At 67.1% G+C, this 21,071-nt stretch carries 27 protein-coding genes; 20 read left to right on the top strand and 7 right to left on the bottom strand.

Annotation, left to right across the window (positions count from 1 at the left end; translation table 11 throughout):
* The first annotated feature begins 18 nt into the window (after positions 1–18).
* The 4 genes from AC3ITW_RS04940 (at position 19) to AC3ITW_RS04925 (ending at position 2,912) form a co-directional block, all read left to right on the top strand.
* On the top strand, positions 19–681 hold the full coding sequence (locus AC3ITW_RS04940) for a DUF2238 domain-containing protein (RefSeq protein WP_100434163.1): 663 nt from the start codon (positions 19–21) through the stop codon (positions 679–681).
* Entirely contained in the window at positions 678–1,337 is a 660-nt protein-coding gene (gene purN, locus AC3ITW_RS04935; protein ID WP_100434162.1) for a phosphoribosylglycinamide formyltransferase, read from the top strand. The genes AC3ITW_RS04940 and purN overlap by 4 nt, the downstream gene beginning before the upstream one ends.
* A gap of 67 nt (positions 1,338–1,404) precedes the next feature.
* Positions 1,405–2,226, top strand: coding sequence for a DUF3108 domain-containing protein (locus AC3ITW_RS04930; RefSeq protein WP_012510291.1), 822 nt, complete (start codon positions 1,405–1,407; stop codon positions 2,224–2,226).
* 2 nt (positions 2,227–2,228) lie between these two features.
* Entirely contained in the window at positions 2,229–2,912 is a 684-nt protein-coding gene (locus AC3ITW_RS04925; protein WP_100434161.1) for a DUF3108 domain-containing protein, read from the top strand.
* 131 nt (positions 2,913–3,043) lie between these two features.
* On the opposite strand, the gene AC3ITW_RS04920 is transcribed toward AC3ITW_RS04925, so the two are convergent.
* The 3 genes from AC3ITW_RS04920 to AC3ITW_RS04910 are packed head-to-tail and all read right to left on the bottom strand — an operon-like array spanning position 3,044 to position 4,893.
* Positions 3,044–3,373: a hypothetical protein gene (locus AC3ITW_RS04920; protein WP_004147332.1), complete on the bottom strand. Its 330-nt coding sequence runs from the start codon at positions 3,371–3,373 to the stop codon at positions 3,044–3,046.
* A complete protein-coding gene (gene murA, locus AC3ITW_RS04915; protein WP_012510289.1) occupies positions 3,370–4,641 on the bottom strand; it encodes a UDP-N-acetylglucosamine 1-carboxyvinyltransferase in 1,272 nt (423 codons plus the stop codon). Before murA ends, AC3ITW_RS04920 begins: the two co-directional genes overlap by 4 nt.
* A 21-nt stretch (positions 4,642–4,662) precedes the next feature.
* On the bottom strand, positions 4,663–4,893 hold the full coding sequence (locus tag AC3ITW_RS04910) for a BolA family protein (protein WP_012510288.1): 231 nt from the start codon (positions 4,891–4,893) through the stop codon (positions 4,663–4,665).
* Positions 4,894–4,947: 54 nt separating this feature from the next.
* Here AC3ITW_RS04910 and AC3ITW_RS04905 point away from each other — a divergent pair, with 54 nt between their 5' ends.
* The 16 genes from AC3ITW_RS04905 to AC3ITW_RS04830 all read left to right on the top strand — a co-directional run bounded on the left by AC3ITW_RS04905 (position 4,948) and on the right by AC3ITW_RS04830 (position 18,155).
* Positions 4,948–5,949, top strand: a complete 1,002-nt coding sequence (locus AC3ITW_RS04905) for a KpsF/GutQ family sugar-phosphate isomerase (RefSeq protein ID WP_012510287.1) — start codon at positions 4,948–4,950, stop codon at positions 5,947–5,949.
* A gap of 66 nt (positions 5,950–6,015) precedes the next feature.
* A complete protein-coding gene (locus AC3ITW_RS04900) occupies positions 6,016–6,564 on the top strand; it encodes a KdsC family phosphatase (RefSeq protein ID WP_489390114.1) in 549 nt (182 codons plus the stop codon).
* Positions 6,561–7,136, top strand: a complete 576-nt coding sequence (gene lptC, locus AC3ITW_RS04895; RefSeq protein WP_071228064.1) for an LPS export ABC transporter periplasmic protein LptC — start codon at positions 6,561–6,563, stop codon at positions 7,134–7,136. Before AC3ITW_RS04900 ends, lptC begins: the two co-directional genes overlap by 4 nt.
* Positions 7,137–7,240: 104 nt before the next feature.
* Positions 7,241–7,792 carry a lipopolysaccharide transport periplasmic protein LptA gene (lptA, locus tag AC3ITW_RS04890; RefSeq protein ID WP_049462882.1) on the top strand — a complete coding sequence of 184 codons (552 nt, stop codon included), beginning with the start codon at positions 7,241–7,243 and terminating at the stop codon, positions 7,790–7,792.
* Positions 7,792–8,511: an LPS export ABC transporter ATP-binding protein gene (gene lptB / locus AC3ITW_RS04885; protein WP_049400688.1), complete on the top strand. Its 720-nt coding sequence runs from the start codon at positions 7,792–7,794 to the stop codon at positions 8,509–8,511. The genes lptA and lptB overlap by 1 nt, the downstream gene beginning before the upstream one ends.
* Positions 8,512–8,551: 40 nt before the next feature.
* Positions 8,552–9,976 carry an RNA polymerase factor sigma-54 gene (locus AC3ITW_RS04880; RefSeq protein WP_100434160.1) on the top strand — a complete coding sequence of 475 codons (1,425 nt, stop codon included), beginning with the start codon at positions 8,552–8,554 and terminating at the stop codon, positions 9,974–9,976.
* 58 nt (positions 9,977–10,034) lie between these two features.
* Positions 10,035–10,352, top strand: coding sequence for a ribosome hibernation-promoting factor, HPF/YfiA family (gene hpf / locus AC3ITW_RS04875; protein ID WP_004147311.1), 318 nt, complete (start codon positions 10,035–10,037; stop codon positions 10,350–10,352).
* A 21-nt stretch (positions 10,353–10,373) separates the two neighbouring features.
* Positions 10,374–10,826, top strand: coding sequence for a PTS sugar transporter subunit IIA (locus tag AC3ITW_RS04870; protein ID WP_100434159.1), 453 nt, complete (start codon positions 10,374–10,376; stop codon positions 10,824–10,826).
* Positions 10,823–11,773 (top strand): HPr(Ser) kinase/phosphatase, encoded by a 951-nt coding sequence (gene hprK, locus AC3ITW_RS04865; protein ID WP_005408388.1) that lies wholly within the window; start codon positions 10,823–10,825, stop codon positions 11,771–11,773. The genes AC3ITW_RS04870 and hprK overlap by 4 nt, the downstream gene beginning before the upstream one ends.
* Positions 11,774–11,802: 29 nt before the next feature.
* Positions 11,803–12,687: an RNase adapter RapZ gene (gene rapZ / locus AC3ITW_RS04860; RefSeq protein WP_100434158.1), complete on the top strand. Its 885-nt coding sequence runs from the start codon at positions 11,803–11,805 to the stop codon at positions 12,685–12,687.
* 303 nt (positions 12,688–12,990) lie between these two features.
* Positions 12,991–13,383, top strand: a complete 393-nt coding sequence (locus AC3ITW_RS04855; protein ID WP_100434157.1) for a PTS sugar transporter subunit IIA — start codon at positions 12,991–12,993, stop codon at positions 13,381–13,383.
* On the top strand, positions 13,376–13,645 hold the full coding sequence (locus tag AC3ITW_RS04850) for an HPr family phosphocarrier protein (RefSeq protein ID WP_046983647.1): 270 nt from the start codon (positions 13,376–13,378) through the stop codon (positions 13,643–13,645). Before AC3ITW_RS04855 ends, AC3ITW_RS04850 begins: the two co-directional genes overlap by 8 nt.
* A gap of 2 nt (positions 13,646–13,647) precedes the next feature.
* Positions 13,648–15,417: a phosphoenolpyruvate--protein phosphotransferase gene (gene ptsP / locus AC3ITW_RS04845; protein ID WP_012510280.1), complete on the top strand. Its 1,770-nt coding sequence runs from the start codon at positions 13,648–13,650 to the stop codon at positions 15,415–15,417.
* A gap of 180 nt (positions 15,418–15,597) precedes the next feature.
* Positions 15,598–16,959 (top strand): magnesium transporter, encoded by a 1,362-nt coding sequence (mgtE, locus tag AC3ITW_RS04840; RefSeq protein ID WP_004147235.1) that lies wholly within the window; start codon positions 15,598–15,600, stop codon positions 16,957–16,959.
* A gap of 61 nt (positions 16,960–17,020) precedes the next feature.
* Positions 17,021–17,287, top strand: a complete 267-nt coding sequence (locus tag AC3ITW_RS04835; protein WP_004147233.1) for a hypothetical protein — start codon at positions 17,021–17,023, stop codon at positions 17,285–17,287.
* A 70-nt stretch (positions 17,288–17,357) separates the two neighbouring features.
* Positions 17,358–18,155, top strand: coding sequence for a carboxylesterase family protein (locus tag AC3ITW_RS04830; protein ID WP_489390113.1), 798 nt, complete (start codon positions 17,358–17,360; stop codon positions 18,153–18,155).
* Positions 18,156–18,275: 120 nt separating this feature from the next.
* Here the strand turns inward: AC3ITW_RS04830 and AC3ITW_RS04825 are convergent, their stop codons facing one another.
* The 4 genes from AC3ITW_RS04825 to AC3ITW_RS04810 all read right to left on the bottom strand — a co-directional run bounded on the left by AC3ITW_RS04825 (position 18,276) and on the right by AC3ITW_RS04810 (position 21,040).
* Positions 18,276–18,767, bottom strand: coding sequence for an REP-associated tyrosine transposase (locus AC3ITW_RS04825; RefSeq protein ID WP_100434155.1), 492 nt, complete (start codon positions 18,765–18,767; stop codon positions 18,276–18,278).
* Positions 18,768–19,020: 253 nt separating this feature from the next.
* Positions 19,021–19,971 (bottom strand): aspartate carbamoyltransferase catalytic subunit, encoded by a 951-nt coding sequence (locus AC3ITW_RS04820; protein ID WP_489390112.1) that lies wholly within the window; start codon positions 19,969–19,971, stop codon positions 19,021–19,023.
* A 15-nt stretch (positions 19,972–19,986) separates the two neighbouring features.
* The gene (ruvX, locus tag AC3ITW_RS04815; RefSeq protein WP_174238317.1) at positions 19,987–20,454 is read right to left on the bottom strand and encodes a Holliday junction resolvase RuvX; all 468 of its coding nucleotides are present in this window, start codon (positions 20,452–20,454) and stop codon (positions 19,987–19,989) included.
* Positions 20,455–20,473: 19 nt separating this feature from the next.
* Positions 20,474–21,040, bottom strand: coding sequence for a YqgE/AlgH family protein (locus AC3ITW_RS04810; protein WP_004147177.1), 567 nt, complete (start codon positions 21,038–21,040; stop codon positions 20,474–20,476).
* Between the last annotated feature and the right edge of the window lie 31 nt (positions 21,041–21,071).

Genomic DNA, 21,071 nt, shown 5'->3' with positions numbered 1-21,071 from the left:
CCTTTCGATCGACCCGACATGTCCTCGCCTGCCATCGCCACCACCGCCGCTGCAACCGCCTACCGTTTCTCCGGCCCCAAGAAGCTGGCCTTCGCCGCCGTACTGGCGGTGTTCGCGATCAGCTGGGTCCATCCGCTGTGGCCGATCGAGCAGGCCCTGCACAGCACCCTGACCGTGATCGGCGTGGCCGCGCTGCTGTGGGTGGACCGCCGCGGCGGTTGGCTGGGCAATGGCGCCTTCATCGCGATCTGCGGCTTCATCGCCCTGCACTGCGTGGCGGCGCGCTGGCTGTATTCCAACGTGCCCTATGACGCGTGGTCGCAGGCGCTGTTCGGCTGGTCGCCCAACGCGGCGTTCGGCTGGCAGCGCAATCATTTCGACCGCCTCATCCATTTCCTGTTCGGCGTCTGCTTCACCCCCGCCCTGCTGCAGCTGGCCCGCCACGCCTGGCCGGCACTGCGGGTGGGCCAGGCCTTCACCCTGGCGGTGATGACGGTGATGTGTGCCAGCCTGGTCTACGAGTGGTTCGAGTGGGCCATCGCGCTGGCCCTGTCGCCGGATGCCGCCGAGGCCTACAACGGCCAGCAGGGCGACATGTGGGACGCGCATGCCGACATGCTGATGGCCACCGTGGGCAGCCTGCTGACCTGGCCGCTGATCCGCCGGAGTTCGCTGCAATGACCGCCCCCACCCGTATCGCCGTGCTCGCCTCTGGGCGCGGCAGCAACCTGCAGGCGATCCTCGATGCCATCGGCAGCGGGCGCCTGCCGGCTGAAGTGGTCGGCGTGTTCTCCGACCGGCCCACCGCACAGGCGCTGCAACGCGTGGCGCCTGCGCTGCGCTGGGCGCATGCACCAAAGGAATTCAGCGACCGCGCTGCCTACGAGCAGGCACTGGGTGATGCCTTGGCTGTAGTTGAGCCGGACTGGATCATCTGTGCCGGCTACATGCGCATCCTCGGCGCTGGCTTCGTGCAGCGCTTCGATGGCCGCCTGGTCAACATCCATCCGTCGCTGCTGCCGCTGCACAAGGGCCTGGACACGCATGCACGGGCCCTGCAGGCCGGCGATGCCGAGCACGGTGCCAGCGTGCACCTGGTGGTGCCGGAGCTCGATGCCGGCGCCGTGCTGGCGCAGGTGCGTGTACCGGTGCAGCCGGGCGATGACGCGGACAGCCTGGCCGCGCGCGTGCTGGCGGTGGAGCATCCGCTGTTGATCGCCACGCTGCAGCTGCTGTGTGGCGGCCGCCTGGCTGAACGGGAGGGCCAGCCCTGGCTCGACGGTCACCCCCTGTTTAGCCCATTGGCCCTAGATTCCGCCGGTAACCTGAACCGGTAACCCCATTGCACACGCCCCGCTGACTGCGGGGCTGGCATCCTGCCTCCTCCTGCGGTCCCTGTCCTCCATGAAGACCACGACCCTGTTGTCCACTTCACTGCTGCTGTCGCTTGCCGTGCTTCCCGCCGTGGGCTGGAGCCAGGCGCAGGCGCCCGCCACCCCGCCGGCACCCGTGCCCGTGGTGCAGCCGCCCGCCGAACCGGCCGTACCGATGCCGGCGGCGCTGGCCTGGGAGCCGCCGCCGCTGCAGCCGTTCAGCGCCACTTACCAGGCCTTCTACAAGGGCAAGGAGGCCGGCGATGCCAGCATGCAGGTCACCCATACCGGCGGCAGCCAGTGGCGGGTGGACATGCAGGTGGTCGGTCGCCGCGGCTTCGCCAGCGTGCTCGGCCTGAACATCGAGCAGAGCACGGTGTTCGAGGAGCGCAGTGGCATCTATGCACCGCTGAGCCAGAGCACCGTGCGCAAGGGCCTGTTTCTCGGCAAGAAGGCCGTGGGCACCTACAACTGGCAGGCCGGCACCGCGCAGTGGAGCGGTGACGTGAAAAAGGAGCGCGCGCAACCGATCCCGCTGCAGGCGGGTGACCAGAGCGCGCTGCTGATCAATCTGGCGATCATGCGCGATGCCCGCCCGGGTGCCGCCATGCACTACCGCTACGTGGACATGGGCAAGGTCCGCCAGCACGACTACCAGGCCGCAGCACAGACCGAGAACGTCGAGGTCGGTGACCTGTCCTACAACGCGCTGCGGGTCTATCGGACCAATGGCGGCAACAACGAAACCATTCTCTGGATCGCCAACGGTGTCCCCACCCCGGTGCGCATCCTGCAACGCGAGGACGGCGAAGATCGCGTCGATCTGCGCCTGATCGAATACCAAGGAGTCTGAGCATGAACACCCTGACCCGCCCCCTCACCTGGATCGCAGCGGCCGCAATGACCGTGGCCAGCCTGCCGGCCATGGCGCTGGAACCGTTCAAGGCCGATTACCTGGCCAGCTACATGGGCATGCAGGCCAACGGCACCATGACCCTGGCCAGCGAAGGTGCCAACAAGTGGCGCTACAGCCTGCAGGTGAAGAACCAGCTGGCCGACCTCAGCCAGAGCACGGTGTTCGAGGAAGTGCGTGGCCAGCTGCGCCCGCTCAGCAGCCAGGACCGTTCGGCGCTGCTGGTGAAGAAGCGCAACGTGCAGGCCAACTACAACTGGAGCAGCAACCAGGCCACCTGGACCGGCGACATCAAGCCGGACCGCGCTGGACCGATCGCGTTGAAGGCCGGTGACATGGACGCGTTGCTGATCAACCTGGCGATCGCCCGTGACCTGGCCGCCGGCAAGCCGCTGACCTATCGCATGGTCGACGAAGGCCGCATCAAGAACATGACCTATCGCGTGATCGGCAAGGAGTCGATCACCGTGGCCGGCAAGAGCTATGAAGCCACCAAGGTCTCGCGTGCCGACGGCAACAAGGAACTGATCGCCTGGATCGTGCCCGAGTTCCCGGTGCCGGCGCGCATGCTGCAGCGTGAAAGCGGCCGCGATGCGCTGGACCTGACCATCAGGGCGATGAACTGATTGCAGGGGTCGGATCCCTTCCCCCGGGAAGGGCTCTGACCCCGGTTGCGACATGGTGGGGTCAGAGCCCTTTCCGTCGGAAAGGGATCCGACCCCGCGCAAAAAAAACGCCCGCTTTCGCGGGCGTTCTCTTATTTCTTCGCTTCAGCCGGCTTCTGTTCCTCGGCCGGTTTGAACTCGGTCCGGCAATCCACCCGGATCTGCTCACCGCTGCTGCGCCAGACAAAGGTCCGGCAATGGCGGCTGCCGTCCTGGCTGTCATTGACCGACACCGCATAGAACGACTGGATGATCTCGTCACGCGAGACCGTGCCGTCGCCGTTCCAGTCCATGTCCTTCTGCTCGATGCCCTGGGTGATGGCCAGGTTGGCGTACCAGGCATAGCCCAGCCACGCCAGCACGATCAGCACCAGCGCCAGCAGCGCCTTGCGACGCGGGCTGAACCTCCCGCGCAGGATCATGGCACGCGCCGGATGGTGGCACCGAGCGAAGACAGCTTCTCTTCGATGTTCTCGTAGCCACGATCAAGGTGGTAGATGCGGTCGATGGTGGTCTCGCCGCTGGCCATCAGGCCAGCCAGGATCAGCGAGGCCGACGCACGCAGGTCGGTGGCCATCACCGGCGCGCCGCTCAGGTGTTCGTTGCCACGCACGATGGCGGTATGGCCTTCGACCTGGATGTCCGCGCCCAGGCGCAGCAGTTCGTTGACGTGCATGAAACGGTTCTCGAAGATCGTTTCGTTGATCACGCCAACGCCATCGGCCACGCAGTTGAGCGCCATGAACTGCGCCTGCATGTCGGTCGGGAACGCCGGGTACGGCGCGGTGGTCAGGTTGACCGCCTTCGGCCGCTTGCCCTGCATGTCCAGGGTGATGGTGTCGTCGGTGGTCTCGATCTTCGCGCCCGCTTCGACCAGCTTGGACAACACTGCGTCCATGGTGTTCGGGCGCGCACGGTTGACCGTGACCTTGCCACCGGTCATCGCCGCGGCCACCAGGAAGGTACCGGTCTCGATGCGGTCGGGCAGCACTTCATGGCGGCCGCCGGACAGGCGCTCGACGCCTTCGATCACCAGGCGGGCAGTGCCCAGGCCTTCGATCTTCGCGCCCAGTGCGATCAGGCAGTGCGCCAGATCAGTCACTTCCGGCTCCATCGCGCAGTTGTCGAGGATGGTGGTGCCTTCAGCCAGCACCGCGCCCATCAGCACGTTCTCGGTACCGGTGACGCTGACCATGTCGAAGGTGAAGTGGCCACCCTTCAGGCGCTTGGCGGTGGCCTTGATGAAGCCGTTCTCGACCACGATCTCGGCACCCAGCGCCTGCAGGCCCTTGATGTGCTGGTCGACCGGACGCGAACCGATCGCGCAGCCGCCGGGCAGCGACACTTCCGCCGCGCCGAAACGCGCCAGCAGCGGGCCCAGCACCAGGATCGAGGCGCGCATGGTCTTGACCAGCTCGTACGGCGCAACGTGCTGGTTGACCGAACGCGGGTCGACCACGATCGCGCTGCCGCGCGACAGCGTGCCCTGGTCGATGGTCACTTTCGCGCCCAGTTCGCCCAGCAGCTTCACCGTGGTGACCACGTCGTGCAGGTGCGGCACGTTGGTGATCTCCACCGGCTCGTCGGCCAGCAGGGTCGCGCAGAGAATGGGGAGGACGGCGTTCTTGGCGCCGGAGATGCTTACTTCACCGTGCAGCGCAGCGCCGCCGGTCACAACGATCTTGGCCATGTATTCGGGATCTTCTGCGGTTCAGCCGGCTTCGGCCGGGGTCACGGTTTTCAGTGCCAGCGCGTGGATCGCGCCGCCCATCAGGTCGCCCAGAGTGGCATACACCATGCGGTGGCGTGCCAGCGGCATCTTGCCGGCGAAGGCGTCACAGACCACGGTCGCTTCGAAATGCACGCCATCGTCGCCCTGCACGTCGGCGCGGGCGCCGGGCAGGCCGGTTTCGATCAGATTGCGGATGGTGTCGGCGTCCAACGGGCTTTCCTAATAAAATGTACGTCCATTCTACTTCCGCTGCGTGGCGTCCGCATGGCCGAATCCCTGTTGCCCCCCCGTTCCGTCGACCCTGCCGGCCTGGTCGCCAGTGGCCGCCGCGTGTTCGAGATCGAGCGGCAGGCGCTGGATGCCGTGGCCGACCGCCTCGGCGAGGCCTTCCAGCAGGCCTGCCAGGCGATCCTGGCCAGCCGCGGCCGGGTGGTCGCCACCGGCATGGGCAAGTCCGGGCATATCGCCCGCAAGATCGCCGCCACCCTGGCCTCCACCGGGACCCCGGCCTTCTACGTGCACCCGGGCGAGGCCGGCCATGGCGACCTCGGCATGATCACCGAGGACGACGTGGTGCTGGCGCTGTCCTATTCGGGCGAGTCGGACGAAGTGCTGATGCTGCTGCCGGTGCTCAAGCGCCAGGGCAACGTGCTGATTTCCATGACCGGGCGCCCGCAGTCCAGCCTGGGCACCGCCGCCGACATCCATCTGGACGTCAGCGTACCGGCCGAGGCCTGCCCGCTGGCGCTGGCCCCGACCTCCAGCACCACCGCCTCGCTGGCGATGGGCGATGCGCTGGCGGTGGCCCTGCTCGATGCGCGCGGCTTCACCGCCGATGACTTCGCCCGCTCGCACCCGGCCGGCAGCCTCGGCCGCCGCCTGCTGCTGCACATCACCGACGTCATGCACACCGGCGACGACCTGCCCAGCGTCGGCGCCGGCGCCAGCCTCAGCGAAGCACTGATGGAGATGAGCCGCAAACGGCTCGGCATGACCGCCGTGGTCGACGCGGACGGCGTGCTGATCGGCCTGTTCACCGACGGCGACCTGCGCCGTGCGCTGGACAGCGCGCTGGACGTACGCACGGCGAAGATCGCCGATGTGATGACCCGCAACCCGCGCACCATCGGTGCCGACCAGCTGGCGGTCGAGGCCGCGCGCCTGATGGAAACCCACAAGATCACCGGCCTGATCGTGGTCGATGGCCAGGGCCGCGCGGTCGGTGCCCTGAACATTCATGACCTGTTGCGGGCGCGGGTGGTTTAACCGACAGTCCGTAGACCCCATTCAGTCTGTAACGCCGCACCCGCCCCCACCGAGCCTGCCGCCCTGATGCCCTGGTCCCCCCTGCCCGCCTTCCCCGCCCACCTGCATGCCGCCGCGGCCCGTATCCGCCTGGCCTGCTTCGACGTGGACGGCACCCTCACCGACGGTCAGCTGTACTACGACAAGGACGGCAACGAGAGCAAGGCGTACTTCGTGCAGGACGGCCTGGGCCTGAAACTGCTGCAGCAGCACGGCATCCACCCCGTGCTGATCACCGCGCGCAACAGCCAGTCCGCGCTCAGGCGCGGCGCCGACCTCGGCATCGATACCCAGATTGCCGTGGGCGACAAACTGGCCAGCGTGCAGGCCCTGTGTGCCCAGCACGGCATCGGCCTGGAACAGGTGGCGTTCATGGGCGATGACCTGCCTGACCTGGCACCGCTGAGCGCGGTCGGACTGGCCGTGGCGCCGGCCAACGCCCATCCGTGGATCGCCGAGCGCGTGCACTGGCAGACCCGTGCCGATGGCGGGCGTGGCGCCGCGCGCGAGCTGTGCGACATCCTGCTGGCCGCGCAGGGGCATGTGGATGCGGTGCTGGCGAGGTTCGGCGCATGAACCTGCCGACCGTGAACTGGCGCACCCTGCTCGGCATCGGCCTGCTGCTGGCCGCCCTGCTGAGCAGCTGGGCGGCGCTGCGCAACCGCGACAAGGGGCCAGCCAGTGGCGGCCAGGAAGTGGGCGTGGATTACATCCTGCACGACTTCCAGATCGTCGCCCTGGATGAGCAAGGCAAGGAATCGACCACGCTGCGTGCGCCGTTGCTGGAACGCCAGCGCGGTGACCAGACCATCAACATCGCCACGCCGTTGTTCGAGATGCCGGACAAGGATGGCAGGCACTGGACCCTGCGTGCCGAAACCGGCTGGCTCAGCGCCAAGGGCGACGAGATGAAGCTGCGCGGCAATGTCGCCGGCGACAGCCCGGTCGGCCCGGGCACGGTGCCGACCACCTTCCGCACCGATCATCTGGACGTGTTCCCGAAGGAAAACCGCGCCCGCACCGACGCCCTGGTGACCATGACCCGCCCGGGCATGGAACAGTCCGGCGTCGGCTTCGAAGTGGATTCGAAGAACAACACGTATCATTTCCTCAGCCAGTCCAAGGGCCGCTACACGCCCAAACGCTGATTCCGCCGCCAGCCTGCGACGTCTCCGGACAGGCGCAAGGCCGGCAGCCCCACCCGCCCGCCCCCGGTCCACCCGGGAGGCCCCCACCGGTAGAACGGACCCCGATGAAGATTCCCTTTGCCGCCGTACTCGCGCTTGGTCTTCTTGTCCCCAGCGCCGCCTTCGCCAAGTCCACCGACCGCAACGAAGACATGCACATCGATTCCGGCGCCCAGTCGGGCATGCTCACCGGCGACGGCAAGACCGTGCTGTCGCAGGGCGTGATCATCACCCAGGGCACGCTGGACCTGCGCTCGTCCGAGGCCGAGATCTACCTCAAGGACGGCGAAGCGGTGCGTGTGGTGTTCACCGGCAAGCAGGCCAAGATGAAGCAGCAGCTCGATGATGGCACCTGGATGGACGCGCTGGCCGATCGCATCGACTACGACATCAAGACCGAGATCATCACCCTGACCGGCAACTACAAGGTCACCAGCGCGCGCGGCACCAATGCCGGCCAGCGCATGATCTACAACACCCGCACCGGCGAAATGAACTCCGGTGGTGACGGCAGCCGCGTGCGCACCGTCATCCCGCCGAAGAACAAGACCCCGGCCGCACCTGCGGCACAGCCCAAGGCCACCACGCCGGCACAGCCGGCCGGGAGCAGGAAGTAATGCTCGTCGCCAAGGGCCTGCGCAAGAAGTACAAGCAACGCGAAGTCGTCAAGGACTTCGGGCTGACCCTCGACGCCGGTGAAGTGGTCGGCCTGCTGGGCCCCAACGGCGCCGGCAAGACCACCTGCTTCTACATGATCGTCGGCCTGGTTGCCGCCGATGCTGGCAGCATCGTGCTCGACGGCAAGGACATCACCGGCGACCCGATGTATACCCGGGCCAAGCAGGGCGTGGGTTACCTGCCGCAGGAGCCGTCGGTGTTCCGCAAGCTGACCGTGGCCGACAACATCCGCCTGGTGCTGGAGCTGCGCGAGGGCCTGGATTCGGCTGGCCGCGAGCGTGAATTGAACAGCCTGCTCGACGAACTGCAGCTGGGCCACGTCGCCGACCAGCTCGGCGCCAGCCTGTCCGGTGGCGAACGTCGCCGCTGCGAGATCGCCCGTGCCCTGGCCGCGCAGCCGCGCCTGATCCTGCTCGACGAACCGTTCGCCGGCGTCGACCCGATTTCCGTCGGCGAGATCCAGCGCATCGTCACCCATCTCAAGCAGCGTGGCATCGGTGTGCTGATCACCGACCACAACGTGCGCGAGACCTTGGGTATCTGCGACCGCGCGTATATTCTCGCTGAGGGCAGCGTGCTGGCCCAGGGCTCGCCGGAAGCGATCCTGGACAATGCCGACGTGCGTCGCGTCTACCTTGGGGATTCCTTCAAGCTGTGACGGCAAGCGCCGGGTCCCTCTCCTTCCTTTCGGCACAGGCATGAAGACTCGGCTGCAGACATCGTTGGGACAGCAACTGGTGCTCACGCCCCAGTTGCAGCAGGCGATCAAGCTGCTGCAGATGTCCACCACCGAGCTGGAGCTGGAGATCGCCCAGGCGGTGGAAAGCAATCCGCTGCTGGACTGGGCCGACAGCAGTGACAGCAGCAGCGCCAGCAACGAAGGCAGCGATGGCAACGACGGTGACGCGCCCGCAGAACGTACCGATGCCGGTGACGACTGGGCACCGGCCGAACTGGACTGGAGCGCGGCCGGCAGCGGCGGCAGCTTCGACGATGACGACGACACCGGCAGCGCCGCCGAGCGCGTAGCCGAAACCGAAACACTGGCCGACCATCTGCTGTGGCAGCTGCATCTGTCGCATCTGTCCTCGCGTGATCGCAGTATCGGTGCCGCACTGATCAATGCACTGGACGACGACGGTTACCTGCGCGAGCCGCTGGCCACCATCGCCGAAACCCTGTTGCCGGCGATCCACGCCGACGAGGACGAGATCCTCGCCGTGCTGCATCGCATCCAGCGCTTCGATCCGGTCGGTGTGGCTGCACGCACGCTGGGCGAATGCCTGCTGCTGCAGCTGGATGTGCTGGCCGGTGACACGCCCGGCCTGGTGCTGGCGCGACAGATTGCCGCAGGCCAGCTGGAACGGCTGCCGCGCAGCGGCGTCGCCGGGCTGGCCCATGAACTGAAACAGCCCCTGGACGAGGTCGAGACGGCAGTCACCCTGCTGCGCTCGCTGGACCCGCGCCCGGGCACGCAGATCGCACCGCTGTCGCAGGACACCTACGTGGTGCCGGATGTGGTGGTGTGGCGGCAGAACGGCGTATGGCGCGCAGCGCTGGCCGCGCATGCCGGGCCGAAGGTGGTGATCCACCGCGGCTACGAACAGCTGATCCGACGTTGTGGCGACGCCGATGCCGGCTACCTGCGTGCCCAGCTGCAGGAAGCGCGCTGGCTGCTGAAAGGGCTGCAGCAGCGTGGCGAAACCCTGCTGCGGGTGGTACGCAGCCTGATCCTGCAGCAGGCCGGCTTCCTCGAATTCGGCGAGCAGGCGCTGCGTCCACTGACCCTGCGCGAGATCGCCACCGAGCTCGGCCTGCACGAATCCACGGTCTCGCGCGCGATCGCCCGCAAGCACGTGCGTACCCCGCGCGGCACCCTGCCGCTGCGCGCCTTCTTCGCCTCGGGCATCGATACCGAGGGCGGTGGCGAGGCGTCCAGCACGGCCATCCAGGCGATGATCCGGCGCCTGATCGACGACGAGAACCCGCGCAAGCCGCTTTCTGACGCCAAGCTGGCTGACCTGCTCAAATCGTCGGGAATTCCAGTAGCGCGACGCACCGTGGCGAAGTATCGTGAAGCCATGAACATTTCCGCCTCGCACGAAAGGGTCAGAATCGCTTGACGCGCCGCCGCGCCCGGCGGAGAGGTTCATTGGCACATCCGAACACAGGAGAAACCCGATGCGCATCGAAACGTTTGGCAAAGATGTCGAAGTCACCCCGGCCCTGCAGTCCTATGTAGAGGAGAAGCTGGCCCGGATCGGCAAACACTTCGACCAGCACTGCGAAGCGCGGGTGACCCTCAAGCTGCAGAAGACCGAACACCACGTCGACGCCAGCCTCAACATTCCCGGCCAGACCCTGCACGCCGAGGCCAATGCCCAGACCATGTATGCCGCGATCGACCTGCTTGCGGACAAGCTTGACCGTCTGGTGATCAAGCACAAGGAGAAAAAACAGCAGCACGCACCGCTGCCGGTGGGCGACAATGGTGGCTGATCGCCACCGTTCACCGCAGACATGCCCCTGACTGACCTCCTGGCGGCCGTGCAGACCCAGCTCTGCACGGCCACCGACCGCGACAGCGTCCTGCAGGCCGCCGCCGGGTTGCTGGCCTGCCGCCAGGCCAACGCCGAACAGATCTATCTGAACCTGTGCCAGCGCGAAGCGCTGGGCAGCACCGCGATCGGTCACGGCATCGCCATTCCCCACGGCCGCGCGCCAACCCTGGACCGCCCCCGCGGCGCCCTGCTGCGGTTGGCCACCCCGGTCGACTTCGGTGGCGACGAGCCGGTGGACCTGGTGTTCGCCATGGCCGTCCCCGCCCACTACACCCACCAGCACCTGATGCTGCTGTCCGAGCTGGCCGAGCTGTTTTCGGCGCCCGACATCCGCGATGCCCTGCGCGCGGCCGGCGATGCGCGTGCCCTGCGCCAGGCCCTGGAGCTGACCCCACCTGCGAGCGCCGCATGAATACCAGCATCACCGCCCGTGAACTGTTCGAACAGCAGCGCGAGCGGCTGGGGCTGCGCTGGGCTGCCGGCAAGTCCGGCGAGAAGCGCGAGCTGGAGGCCGGCAACACGGTCTCGCGGCGTCCGTCGCTGGCCGGCTACCTCAATGCGATCTACCCCAACAAGGTGCAGATCCTGGGCACCGAGGAACTGTCCTGGCTGGATGCACTGGAACCGCGCCAGCGCTGGGAGACCATCGAAAAGATCATGCAGTCGCACCCGCTGGCGCTGGTGCTGACCCGCAACCAGGCCTGCCCGGAAGACCTGCGCGCCGCTGCTGACGAATCCGGCACGCCGCTGTGGCTGTCGCCCAAGCGCGGCCACGAACTGCTCAACCATCTGTCCTACCACCTGGCGCGTACGCTGGCGCCGCGGGTGATCCTGCATGGCGTGTTCATGGAGATCTACTCCATCGGCGTGCTGATCACCGGTGAGGCCGGATCGGGCAAGAGCGAGCTGGCGCTGGAACTGCTCAGCCGCGGCCACCGCTTGGTCGCCGATGATGCGCCCGAATTCACCCAGATCGCGCCCGACGTGCTCGATGGCACCTGCCCCGAACTGCTGCAGGACCTGCTGGAAGTGCGCGGCCTGGGCGTGCTGAACGTGCGCGAGATGTTCGGCGACACGGCTGTAAAGAAGAACAAGTACCTTCGGCTGATCGTCCACCTGACCAAGCCGATGACCGAACCCACCCCGCATGGCTACGAGCGCCTGACCGGCGACTCGGGCACCCGCCATGTGCTGGACCTGGATGTACCGCTGATCACCCTGCCGGTGATGCCCGGCCGCAACCTGGCCGTGCTGACCGAGGCCGCGACCCGCCTGCACATCCTGCGCACCAAGGGCATCGACCCGGCAGCCATGTTCATCGCCCGCCACAGCAACCTGCTGGAACGGCGAACACCCTGACTCCCCCCCTTCCCTCGAAGAGCCTGTCCATGAGCACCGCAACCCCCTCCGCCCCGACCCTGATCATCGTCAGCGGCCTGTCCGGCTCGGGTAAATCCGTCGCCCTGAAGACCTTCGAGGACCAGGATTACTACTGCTCGGACAATCTGCCGATCAACCTGCTGCCCGATTTCGTGCGCAGCCTGCTGGCCAACCATGACGGCAGTGCACCACGCCGCCTGGCGGTGGGCATCGACGTGCGCGGCCAGTCCGACCTGAGCCAGCTGGGCAACTGGCGGCAGCTGGCCACCGATGCCGGCGTGGAAGTGAAGGTGCTGTTCTTCGAAGCCAGCGACGAAGCGGTGCTCAAGCGCTATGCCGACACCCGCCGTCGCCACCCGCTGAGCCAGCTGGGGCTGTCACTGCCCGAAGCGATCGCCCGCGAGCGCGAGCTGACCGCGCCGTTGCGCCGCGAAGCCGATGCCGTGATCGACACCAGTGCGCTCAACGTGCACCAGCTGCGGCGGCGGATCATCACCGAGTTCGCACTGGACCACGCCACGCGCCTGTCGCTGCTGTTCGAATCGTTCGCCTACAAGCGCGGCGTGCCGGCCGAGGCGGACTTCGTGTTCGACGCGCGCGTGCTGCCCAATCCGCACTGGGATCCGGACCTGCGCGCGCTGAGTGGCCGCGAACCGGGCGTGCGTGATTACCTGGAAGCGCAACCGGACGTGCAGCGCTACCTGGCCCAGCTGACGGATTTCCTCGATACCTGGCTGCCGAAGCTGGGGGATGGCACGCGCAGCTACGTGACCGTGGCGTTTGGCTGCACCGGCGGCAAGCACCGCTCGGTGTTCTTGGCCGAACGCATGGCGCGCCACGCCCGTGAGATGGGCTGGGAAGACGTGGCGACCTACCACCGCGAACAGGATTGAGGGTGGTCGGCCGGGCTGCGCCCGGCACCCGCTGTAGAGTCGAGCCATGCTCGACTGAAGCAACGTCAAAAGCCAGCATTCCGTGGGATGGCATGCTGTGCTGCTGTTGGTAGATGTCGACCCTGGTCGACACGGTAGATCCATGCCATGCGTGGATGAGTCCCGGTCAGGCATCGAAAAACGGATGGGGTCGGATCCTTTTCCAACGGAAAAGGGCTCCGACCCGAGCAACACTGAATACGGGACACTGTGCCCCTCTCCTGCTGCTATCGCCAATTCACCTTGACCTGTTAACGTGCAGTAATGACCTGTGGCATTCTCCTCGTAACACATCCCGGGGTCGGGACCGCCCTGCTTGACGTGGCGACCCGGCTCCTGCGGCAGTTGCCGCTGAAAACAGAAGCTTTCGAAGTACCGTTCGACGCAGACCTGGACGTCCTGCTTCCGCTCGCCTCGGCCGCCCTGCGGCGGGTCGATGGGGGAAATGGCGTGCTGATCCTGACCGACCTGTACGGTGCCAGCCCCGCCAACCTTGCCGGGCAGCTGGCCCGGCTGGGGACCCCGGTTCGCCGGGTGTCGGCGCTGAGCCTGCCGATGTTGCTGCGGGTGATGAATTATCCGGAACAGGGACTGGATCAACTGCCCGCCACAGCCGCGGCGGGTACCCGTAATGGAGCGATAGTCGACGATGCTTGAACGAGAACTCACCGTCAGCAACCGCCTGGGCCTGCATGCCCGGGCCACCGCCAAGCTGGTGCAGACCCTGGCGCCGTTCCGCTGCAACGTGACCATGGCCGCCAAGGGCCGTGAGATCAACGCCAAGAGCATCATGGGCGTGATGCTGCTGGCCGCCGGCCAGGGCACCCCGGTCACGGTGCGGATCAACGGCGAGGATGAAGCCGCCGCGATGGAGGCGGTGGTCGGCCTGTTCGAGCGCCGCTTCGACGAGGACAACTGAGCGTGCCACGCGCACGCGCCGGCCAGGTCAGTTCCGGCCAACGGCCGGTACAGCTGCTGGCCGGCCATGGTGCGGCCCGAGGCACCGCGATGGGCCGCGCCCGTGTGCGCCTGCCGCATGCACTGGAGGTTGCCGAGCAACGGGTCGCCGTCCACCAGGTCGAGGCCGAACTGGCCCGCCTGCACCGTGCCGTGGATGCCGCGCGCACGGAAATGCACGAGCTGCGACAGCGCCTGCAGGGTGCACTGAACCAGGAAGTGGGCGAGTTCCTCGACCTGCATGCACTGCTGCTGGACGACCCCGAGCTGCTGTTCGGGCTGGACGAGCTGATCCGCAGCGGCCCGTACAGCGCCGGCTATGCGCTGCGCCTGCAGCGTGACCGCCTGGCCAAGGTCTTCGATGGCATGGACGATGCCTATCTGAAGAGCCGCATGGATGACCTCGACCATGTGATCGGCCGCATCCATGCCTTCCTGCAACCCGAGCGGCCGCCAGCGGTGAAAGGCCTCGCCGGTGAAATCCTGGTCTGCGACAACATCGCGCCCTCCGAGCTTGCCCAGTTGCAGGCGCAGGGCGTGGTCGGCATCGTCACCGCCGCCGGCAGCGCGCTGTCGCACAGTGCGATCCTGGCGCGCAGCCTGCACCTGCCCTTGATCGTCAACGTGCCGCAGCTGCTCAGCCGCATTGCCGATGGCGACGTGCTGATCATCGACGGCGCAGACGGCAGCATCACCTCCAACCCGCAGGCCGACAACCTGCGCGACTACCGCGCGCGGCTGAAAGAACACGCACGCGAGCAGCGCGAACTCGGCCGCCTGCGCAGCAAGCCCAGCCGTACCCGCGACCAGGTCGACATCGCCCTGCTGGCCAATGCCGAATCGCTGGAGGACGTCACCCAGGCGCATGCGCTGGGCGCGCACGGGCTGGGCCTGTACCGCACTGAATTCCTGTTCCTGCAGCGCAACGAGCTGCCGGACGAAGAAGAACAGTTCCAGACCTACCGCGATGCCGCACTGGGCATGAGCGGGCGACCGGTGACCATCCGCACCCTCGACCTCGGTGCGGACAAGGCCGACCGCACCGGCCTGACCCTGAGCAACGAAGAGAACCCGGCACTGGGCCTGCGCGGCGTGCGCCTGTCGCTGGCGCGGCCGAAGGTGGCCGACACCCAGCTGCGCGCGATCCTGCGCGCCTCGGCCTACGGCAAGCTGCGCGTGCTGGTGCCGATGGTCAGCACCCGCGAGGAGCTGCTGGCGGTGCGCCGGCGCATGCTCAAGCTGACCGAGCAGCTGCGCGGCGAAGGCCACATGGTGTCCGACCACGTGCCGCTGGGCGCAATGATCGAGGTACCGGCCGCCGCGCTGGCACTGGAGAGCTTCATCGATCTGGTCGACTTCCTGTCGATCGGCACCAACGACCTGGTGCAGTACCTGCTGGCGGCCGATCGCAACAACGAAGCGTTGGGCGAACTGTACTCGCCGCTGCATCCGGCGGTGCTGCGGCTGCTGCAGATGGTGATCGAGACCGGCGTGCGCCATCGCATCCCGGTGGCGGTGTGTGGCGAGATCGCCGGTGATGCACGCATGACCCCACTGCTGCTGGCACTGGGCCTGACCGAATTCAGCCTGCACCCCGGCACCCTGCTGGAAGTACGCCGCGCGATCCGCGACGCCGACCTGGGGGCACTACGCGCACGAGCTCCCAAGCTGCTGGCCGCCCGCGACCGCCGTGCCATCGAGCGCTGGCTGGCGCTGGTGGCGGACGCGTCCTGATCGCAGCACACCCCGTTCGCCGGGCATGGCCCGGCGCTACCGCCGCACGTCGCCTGGTAGCGCCGGGCCATGCCCGGCGGCTATGCGTTGAAACATCCCCTTGCGATAATGACGCGCTGAACACCCCTGTTGCCGCATCCTTGCCAGGATCGCGGCTTTTCTTATCCCGCGGGAGCTGCGATGGCTGAGGCTGTACGCCACGACAAGACTGCGCGCCAGTTGCGGATGCTGTCCGATGCACTGGACAGCGGCCGACTGGGCCCGGTGCGCCGCCTGGTCAATACCCTGGCGCCGGCCGAGATCGGCAACCTGCTCGAATCGCTGCCGCCTGGCAAACGCGAGATCGTCTGGGGCCTGGTCGATCCGGAAGATGACGGCGAGGTGCTGGTCCACGTCGGCGACGACGTGCGCGAAAGCCTGCTCGCCGACATGGACCCGGACGAGATCATCGCCGCGGTCGAAGACCTGGACATCGACGATCTGGCCGACCTGGTCGAGGATCTGCCGGACACGGTCATCGACGAAGTCCTCAAGTCGATGGACCGCGAGAACCGCGAGCGCCTGGAACAGGTGCTGTCCTACCCCGAGGACAGCGCCGGCCGCCTGATGAACCCGGACGTGGTGACCGTGCGCGCCGACGTCAACGTCGACGTGGTGCTGCGCTACCTGCGCCTGCGTGGCGAACTGCCCGACCACACCGATCACCTGTTCGTGGTCAGCCGCCGCCACCAGTACCTGGGCCGGGTGTCGCTGGCCTCGCTGGTGACCCATGAGGACACCACGCCGATCAACCGCCTGATCGACGATGAGCAACCGGCGATCGATGTCGGCGAGAGCGACCAGGAGGTGGCGCGGCAGTTCTCCGACCATGACTGGATCTCCGCGCCGGTGGTGGATGACAACAACATCCTGATCGGCCGCATCACCATCGATGACGTGGTCGACATCATCCGTGGCCAGGCCGAGCACCAGGCGCTGGGCGCCGCCGGCCTGGACGAGGACGAGGATCTGTTCAGCCCGGTCTGGCGTGCGATGCGCCGCCGCCTGATGTGGCTGTCGGTGAACCTGTGCACCGCCTTCCTCGCCTCCAGCGTGGTCGGCCATTTCGAAGGCACCATCGACAAGCTGGTGGCGCTGGCGGTGCTGATGCCGATCGTTGCCGGCCTCGGTGGCAATGCCGGCACCCAGGTGCTGGCGCTGATGGTGCGTGGCCTGGCGTTGGGCCAGGTCGGCAGTTCCAACGCACGCACGCTGTTGTGGAAGGAAGTACGGGTGGCCCTGCTCAACGGCGTGGTGCTCGGCTCGCTACTGGGCCTGATCGTGCTCGCCTGGTTCCATTCACCTGGCCTGTCGGCGGTGATCGCCATCGCGCTGACCTGCAACCTGCTGTTCGCCGCGTTGGCCGGCGTGCTGGTGCCACTGACGCTGAAACGCTTCGGCTTCGACCCGGCGCTGGCCAGCGGCATCTTCCTGACCGCCGTGACCGACTCGATGGGCTTCTTCACCTTCCTCGGCCTGGCCACCCTGGTGCTGCTGCACTGACCGTATCAAGGGTCGGATCCGCACCGCGCGGGGCGCTGACCCGATCCCAACTGGAACACCCATGGCAACGACGATCGAAAATTACTTCCAGCCCGGCTGGCGTGACCAGCAGTACACCTGCACGGCCTGCGAATGGAAGGGCAGCTCGCGCGCCATGGTGATGGAGTTGGACGAAGACGCCACCGAGTACGACTGCCCGGTCTGCGAGAACCCACTGCTGGTGGTGCTGCATCCGGATATGGCGCAGGTGCAGGCGGCCGCCGCCGAAGGCAATGCTGAAGCACAGGAGCAGCTGGACATCATCGCCAGCGTCCCGCGCCCGGAGTGACGCAGCGCATGATGCCAGGCTGATCGCGGCGGACTACGATGCAGACGATCCTGCCGCTACGGGAAAGTCCATGGTCCGTTCGCTGTCGCGCTGGCTGCCGCTGCTGGCCGTTCTGATGATGACCGCCTGCACATCGCTTCCAGACAGCGCGCGCGGACGCTTCGAAGCCCGTGCGGTGAAGGTGGATGGCGAGACGGCCTACTACCAGGTGTTCATTCCGGCCGGCTTGCAGGCCGCCGCTCCCACCCACCTCCCGGTCATCCTGTTCCTGCACGGCTCCGGCGAGCGCGGCAGCGATGGTGTCAGGCAGACCCACGCCGGGCTGGGACCTTACTTGCGCGAGCACCCCGGCTTCCCTGCGCTGGTGGTGTTCCCGCAGGTGCCAGGCCACGAGGAATGGAGCGGCCACAACAACCGTGTCGCGCTGGCGGCACTCGATGCAGCGATCGCCGAATTCGGCGCCGACCCTGCCCGGCAGTACCTGACCGGCATGTCGATGGGCGGCTACGGCAGCTGGAATATCGCCCTGGACGACCCACGCCGCTTTGCCGCGATCGTGCCGGTATGCGGTGCCGTGCTGGCACCGCGTGCGAAGCGGCCGACCCTGTTCGTCGAGCAGGTCGCGCAGCAGTCTGATCCGTATGCGGAGATCGCCAAGCGCCTTCAGCACACACCGATCTGGATCTTCCACGGAGCGCTGGACGATGTGGTGCCACCGGACGACGACCGCAGGCTGCATGCCGCATTCCAGAGCGCCAACGCACGCGACGTGCGCTACACCGAATACCCGGAAGGCAACCACAATGCCTGGGACGCTACCTACGCCGACCCGGCGATGTGGGCGTGGCTGTTCGCGCAGAAGCGCTGAACCGCAGCTTCTGCTGGGAAACATCTGTTGGTGGATGCCTACCGTTGGTCGGCTTGGGTGTTGGTGGGTGCCGACCGTTGGTTGGCTTGGGTATTGGTGGGTGCCGACCGTTGGTCGGCACTATCTCTCCGCTTCGGGGTAATCCATTGCTTGGTACCTCCCATCGATCTCCCATCGGCACCAGGCATACGGATACTCTCCCACGCAGCTCGCCAAGTTCGCCCTGACCGGGTTGGCGACGATGTACATCGCATGGCGAAACAGTGATTCTTCAGAACGAATGGCGTGATCGTGATAGCTCGATTGCCAAAATGGTCCTGTCCTACCCAGCATGCGGTTGATCCGCAATGCACTGCTCGATTTGAAGCGTTGCATGACGTAATCCAGCGAGAACGCACGGACCTCCACCAACCAATGGATGTGGTCCGGCATGACCACATAGGCAAGTGAGTGCGTCAGGCCCTCAGCATCAATGCGACGGAACACATCCATCACCTCCTGTGCCGCAGTGGCATCGTCGAAGTAGCGTCGACGTTCCTGGGTGACGGTGGTCAGGATGTAGGATTGCCCGATCCGGGAATGGCGGCCAAGTCTCAGGCGTGCGCGGTTCATGGGCACAAGCGTGTGCCTGCCGGCATCCCTCTTCTATCGGGCAACCACGTCAGTACAGGTAGGCCTGGACCCATTCAATGGCTAGGCCCGCACTTCACCGCACTTGATGGTTCAGTGCCGACCAACGGTCGGCACCCACCGGATCGGATAAGGACAGATCAACCGTGCCGACCAACGGTCGGCACCCACCCACCCAGACAGTTCAGGGTGAATCCCTTTTGTGCCGACCAACGGTCGGCACCCACCAGGGCGATCAGCCCAGCAGCGTTTCCAGCACGGCCATGCGCACGGCGACGCCGTTGGCGACCTGGCGCAGCACCCACGACTGCGGGCCGTCGGCCACTTCGTCGGTCACTTCCACGCCGCGGTTGATCGGGCCTGGATGCAGCACGGCTGCATCCTTGCCGGCGCGGGCCAGGCGTTCGTTGGTCAGGCCGTACTGCGCGTGGTACTGCTCCAGCGACGGCACCAGGCCTTCTTCCATGCGCTCGCGCTGCAGGCGCAGCATCATCAGCGCGTCGACGCCTTCCAGCATCGCGTCGAAATCATCACCGACCACGCAGCCCTTCAGGGTCTCGTCGTCGGGCAGCAGCGACTGCGGGCCGCACACGCGGATCTCGCCCACGCCCAGCGTACGCAGCGCATGCAGGTCGGTGCGGGCCACGCGCGAATGCTTCACGTCGCCGACGATCACCACCTTCATCTTCGAGAAATCAGGGCCCTTGGCCTGGCGCAGGGTCAGCATGTCGAGCAGGCCCTGGGTCGGGTGCGCGCTGCGACCGTCACCGGCATTGATCAGCGCGGTGCCCTCGCCCGCCGCTTCGGCCAGTGCGGCCACGGCGCCATCATCGGGGTGGCGCACCACGAAGCCGCGCACGCCCATCGCTTCCAGGTTGCGCAGCGTGTCGCAGGCGGTTTCGCCCTTGCGCGTGGACGAGGTCGAGGCATCGAAGTTCAGCACGTCGGCGCCCAGGCGCTGCGCGGCCAGCTGGAACGAGCTGCGGGTGCGCGTGGACGGTTCGAAGAACAGCGTGCACACCGCTGAGCCGGCCAGCACCTGGCGCTTGTTGCCGACACGACCGACCGCGGCATCGCGGATCTGGCCGGCGCGGTCAAGCAGCTGCAGCAGGGTCTCGCGCGGAAGGCCTTCGAGGGTCAGCAGGTGGCGCAGGCGGCCGGAGGCATCGAGTTGCTGGACGGTCATGGCGGTGTCGGGCAGTCAGGGAATGGGGATGGCATCGTCGGGGGACGACAGCCAGCGGTCGATGATCACCGCCGCGGCCACGGCATCGAGGGCGGCCGCATCGCGGCGGCGCTTGCGCCCTTCGGCGCGCTCGACAGCGAAGCGGCGGGCGGCCTCGACCGAGCTGGAACGCTCGTCGATCATCACCACCGGCAGCTTGAAACGTTCCCGCAGCTGGCGGGCAAAGCCCTGCGCGCGCTTGCGGTTGGGCTGGTCCTGGCCGTCCAGGGTCAGCGGGTCACCGACCACCAGGCCATCGGGCTTCCATTCCTTGATCAGGCGTTCGATCGCGGTCCAGTCCGGGCCGTTGCCGTGCACATCGACCACGGCCACCGCGCGCGCATGCGCAGCGAAGGCACTGCCGATGGCCACGCCGATACGCCGCGAGCCGACATCGAAACCCAGAACGGTGCCGTCACGGCGGATGGCCGGGGCAGCAGACACCGGTGCGGGCGCGGTCGGCTCAGACATGGCCGCTGTAATCGGTCAGCCGGAACAGGTCCACGCCGATGCGCGAGGCCGCGCCCTGCCAGCGCTGCTCCAGCGGCAGCTGGAACACCAGCTCGGCATCGGCTGGCACGGTCAGCCAGCTGTTCTCGGACAGCTCGCTTTCCAGCTGCCCTGCGCCCCAGCCCGCACAGCCCAGCGTAACCACGGCATTGGCCGGGCCTTCGCCGCGCGCCATCGCTTCGAGGATGTCGCGCGAGGTGGTCAGGTACAGGCCTTCACCCACGATCAGGCTGGAATCCCATGCGCGCGCGTCGTCATGGATGACGAAGCCGCGTTCGGGATGCACCGGGCCGCCATTGAGCACCATGCGCGCCTGCAGGTCGCCATCACCGGTGGTGATGTCCATCTGTGCCAGCACTTCGCCCAGCGTGTATTCGGAAGGCTGGTTGACCAGCACACCCATCGCACCGTTCTCGTCGTGCTGGCAGATCAGCGCGACGCTGCGGGCGAAGGTCGCGTCGAGCAGCGACGGCAGCGCAACGAGCAGGTGATCGGCGAGGGAGGTCGGCGTTACAGGCATGCCCCCATTCTACCTGCTGGGGGCGGGATGG

It is taken from the genome of Stenotrophomonas sp. KH_052 (assembly GCF_057838755.1).
Note: the sequence above shows the minus strand (reverse complement) of the source record. Positions and strands in the feature narration are given on the sequence as shown.

What these genes read in the sequence shown, in the direction of transcription:
- AC3ITW_RS04940 (WP_100434163.1), top strand. Translation starts at nt 19, where the DNA reads ATGTCCTCGCCTGCCATCGCCACCACCGCCGCTGCAACCGCCTACCGT.
- purN (WP_100434162.1), top strand. Translation starts at nt 678, where the DNA reads ATGACCGCCCCCACCCGTATCGCCGTGCTCGCCTCTGGGCGCGGCAGC.
- AC3ITW_RS04930 (WP_012510291.1), top strand. Translation starts at nt 1,405, where the DNA reads ATGAAGACCACGACCCTGTTGTCCACTTCACTGCTGCTGTCGCTTGCC.
- AC3ITW_RS04925 (WP_100434161.1), top strand. Translation starts at nt 2,229, where the DNA reads ATGAACACCCTGACCCGCCCCCTCACCTGGATCGCAGCGGCCGCAATG.
- AC3ITW_RS04920 (WP_004147332.1), bottom strand. Translation starts at nt 3,373, where the DNA reads ATGATCCTGCGCGGGAGGTTCAGCCCGCGTCGCAAGGCGCTGCTGGCG.
- murA (WP_012510289.1), bottom strand. Translation starts at nt 4,641, where the DNA reads ATGGCCAAGATCGTTGTGACCGGCGGCGCTGCGCTGCACGGTGAAGTA.
- AC3ITW_RS04905 (WP_012510287.1), top strand. Translation starts at nt 4,948, where the DNA reads ATGGCCGAATCCCTGTTGCCCCCCCGTTCCGTCGACCCTGCCGGCCTG.
- AC3ITW_RS04900 (WP_489390114.1), top strand. Translation starts at nt 6,016, where the DNA reads ATGCCCTGGTCCCCCCTGCCCGCCTTCCCCGCCCACCTGCATGCCGCC.
- lptC (WP_071228064.1), top strand. Translation starts at nt 6,561, where the DNA reads ATGAACCTGCCGACCGTGAACTGGCGCACCCTGCTCGGCATCGGCCTG.
- lptA (WP_049462882.1), top strand. Translation starts at nt 7,241, where the DNA reads ATGAAGATTCCCTTTGCCGCCGTACTCGCGCTTGGTCTTCTTGTCCCC.
- lptB (WP_049400688.1), top strand. Translation starts at nt 7,792, where the DNA reads ATGCTCGTCGCCAAGGGCCTGCGCAAGAAGTACAAGCAACGCGAAGTC.
- AC3ITW_RS04880 (WP_100434160.1), top strand. Translation starts at nt 8,552, where the DNA reads ATGAAGACTCGGCTGCAGACATCGTTGGGACAGCAACTGGTGCTCACG.
- hpf (WP_004147311.1), top strand. Translation starts at nt 10,035, where the DNA reads ATGCGCATCGAAACGTTTGGCAAAGATGTCGAAGTCACCCCGGCCCTG.
- AC3ITW_RS04870 (WP_100434159.1), top strand. Translation starts at nt 10,374, where the DNA reads ATGCCCCTGACTGACCTCCTGGCGGCCGTGCAGACCCAGCTCTGCACG.
- hprK (WP_005408388.1), top strand. Translation starts at nt 10,823, where the DNA reads ATGAATACCAGCATCACCGCCCGTGAACTGTTCGAACAGCAGCGCGAG.
- rapZ (WP_100434158.1), top strand. Translation starts at nt 11,803, where the DNA reads ATGAGCACCGCAACCCCCTCCGCCCCGACCCTGATCATCGTCAGCGGC.
- AC3ITW_RS04855 (WP_100434157.1), top strand. Translation starts at nt 12,991, where the DNA reads ATGACCTGTGGCATTCTCCTCGTAACACATCCCGGGGTCGGGACCGCC.
- AC3ITW_RS04850 (WP_046983647.1), top strand. Translation starts at nt 13,376, where the DNA reads ATGCTTGAACGAGAACTCACCGTCAGCAACCGCCTGGGCCTGCATGCC.
- mgtE (WP_004147235.1), top strand. Translation starts at nt 15,598, where the DNA reads ATGGCTGAGGCTGTACGCCACGACAAGACTGCGCGCCAGTTGCGGATG.
- AC3ITW_RS04835 (WP_004147233.1), top strand. Translation starts at nt 17,021, where the DNA reads ATGGCAACGACGATCGAAAATTACTTCCAGCCCGGCTGGCGTGACCAG.
- AC3ITW_RS04830 (WP_489390113.1), top strand. Translation starts at nt 17,358, where the DNA reads ATGGTCCGTTCGCTGTCGCGCTGGCTGCCGCTGCTGGCCGTTCTGATG.
- AC3ITW_RS04825 (WP_100434155.1), bottom strand. Translation starts at nt 18,767, where the DNA reads ATGAACCGCGCACGCCTGAGACTTGGCCGCCATTCCCGGATCGGGCAA.
- AC3ITW_RS04820 (WP_489390112.1), bottom strand. Translation starts at nt 19,971, where the DNA reads ATGACCGTCCAGCAACTCGATGCCTCCGGCCGCCTGCGCCACCTGCTG.
- AC3ITW_RS04810 (WP_004147177.1), bottom strand. Translation starts at nt 21,040, where the DNA reads ATGCCTGTAACGCCGACCTCCCTCGCCGATCACCTGCTCGTTGCGCTG.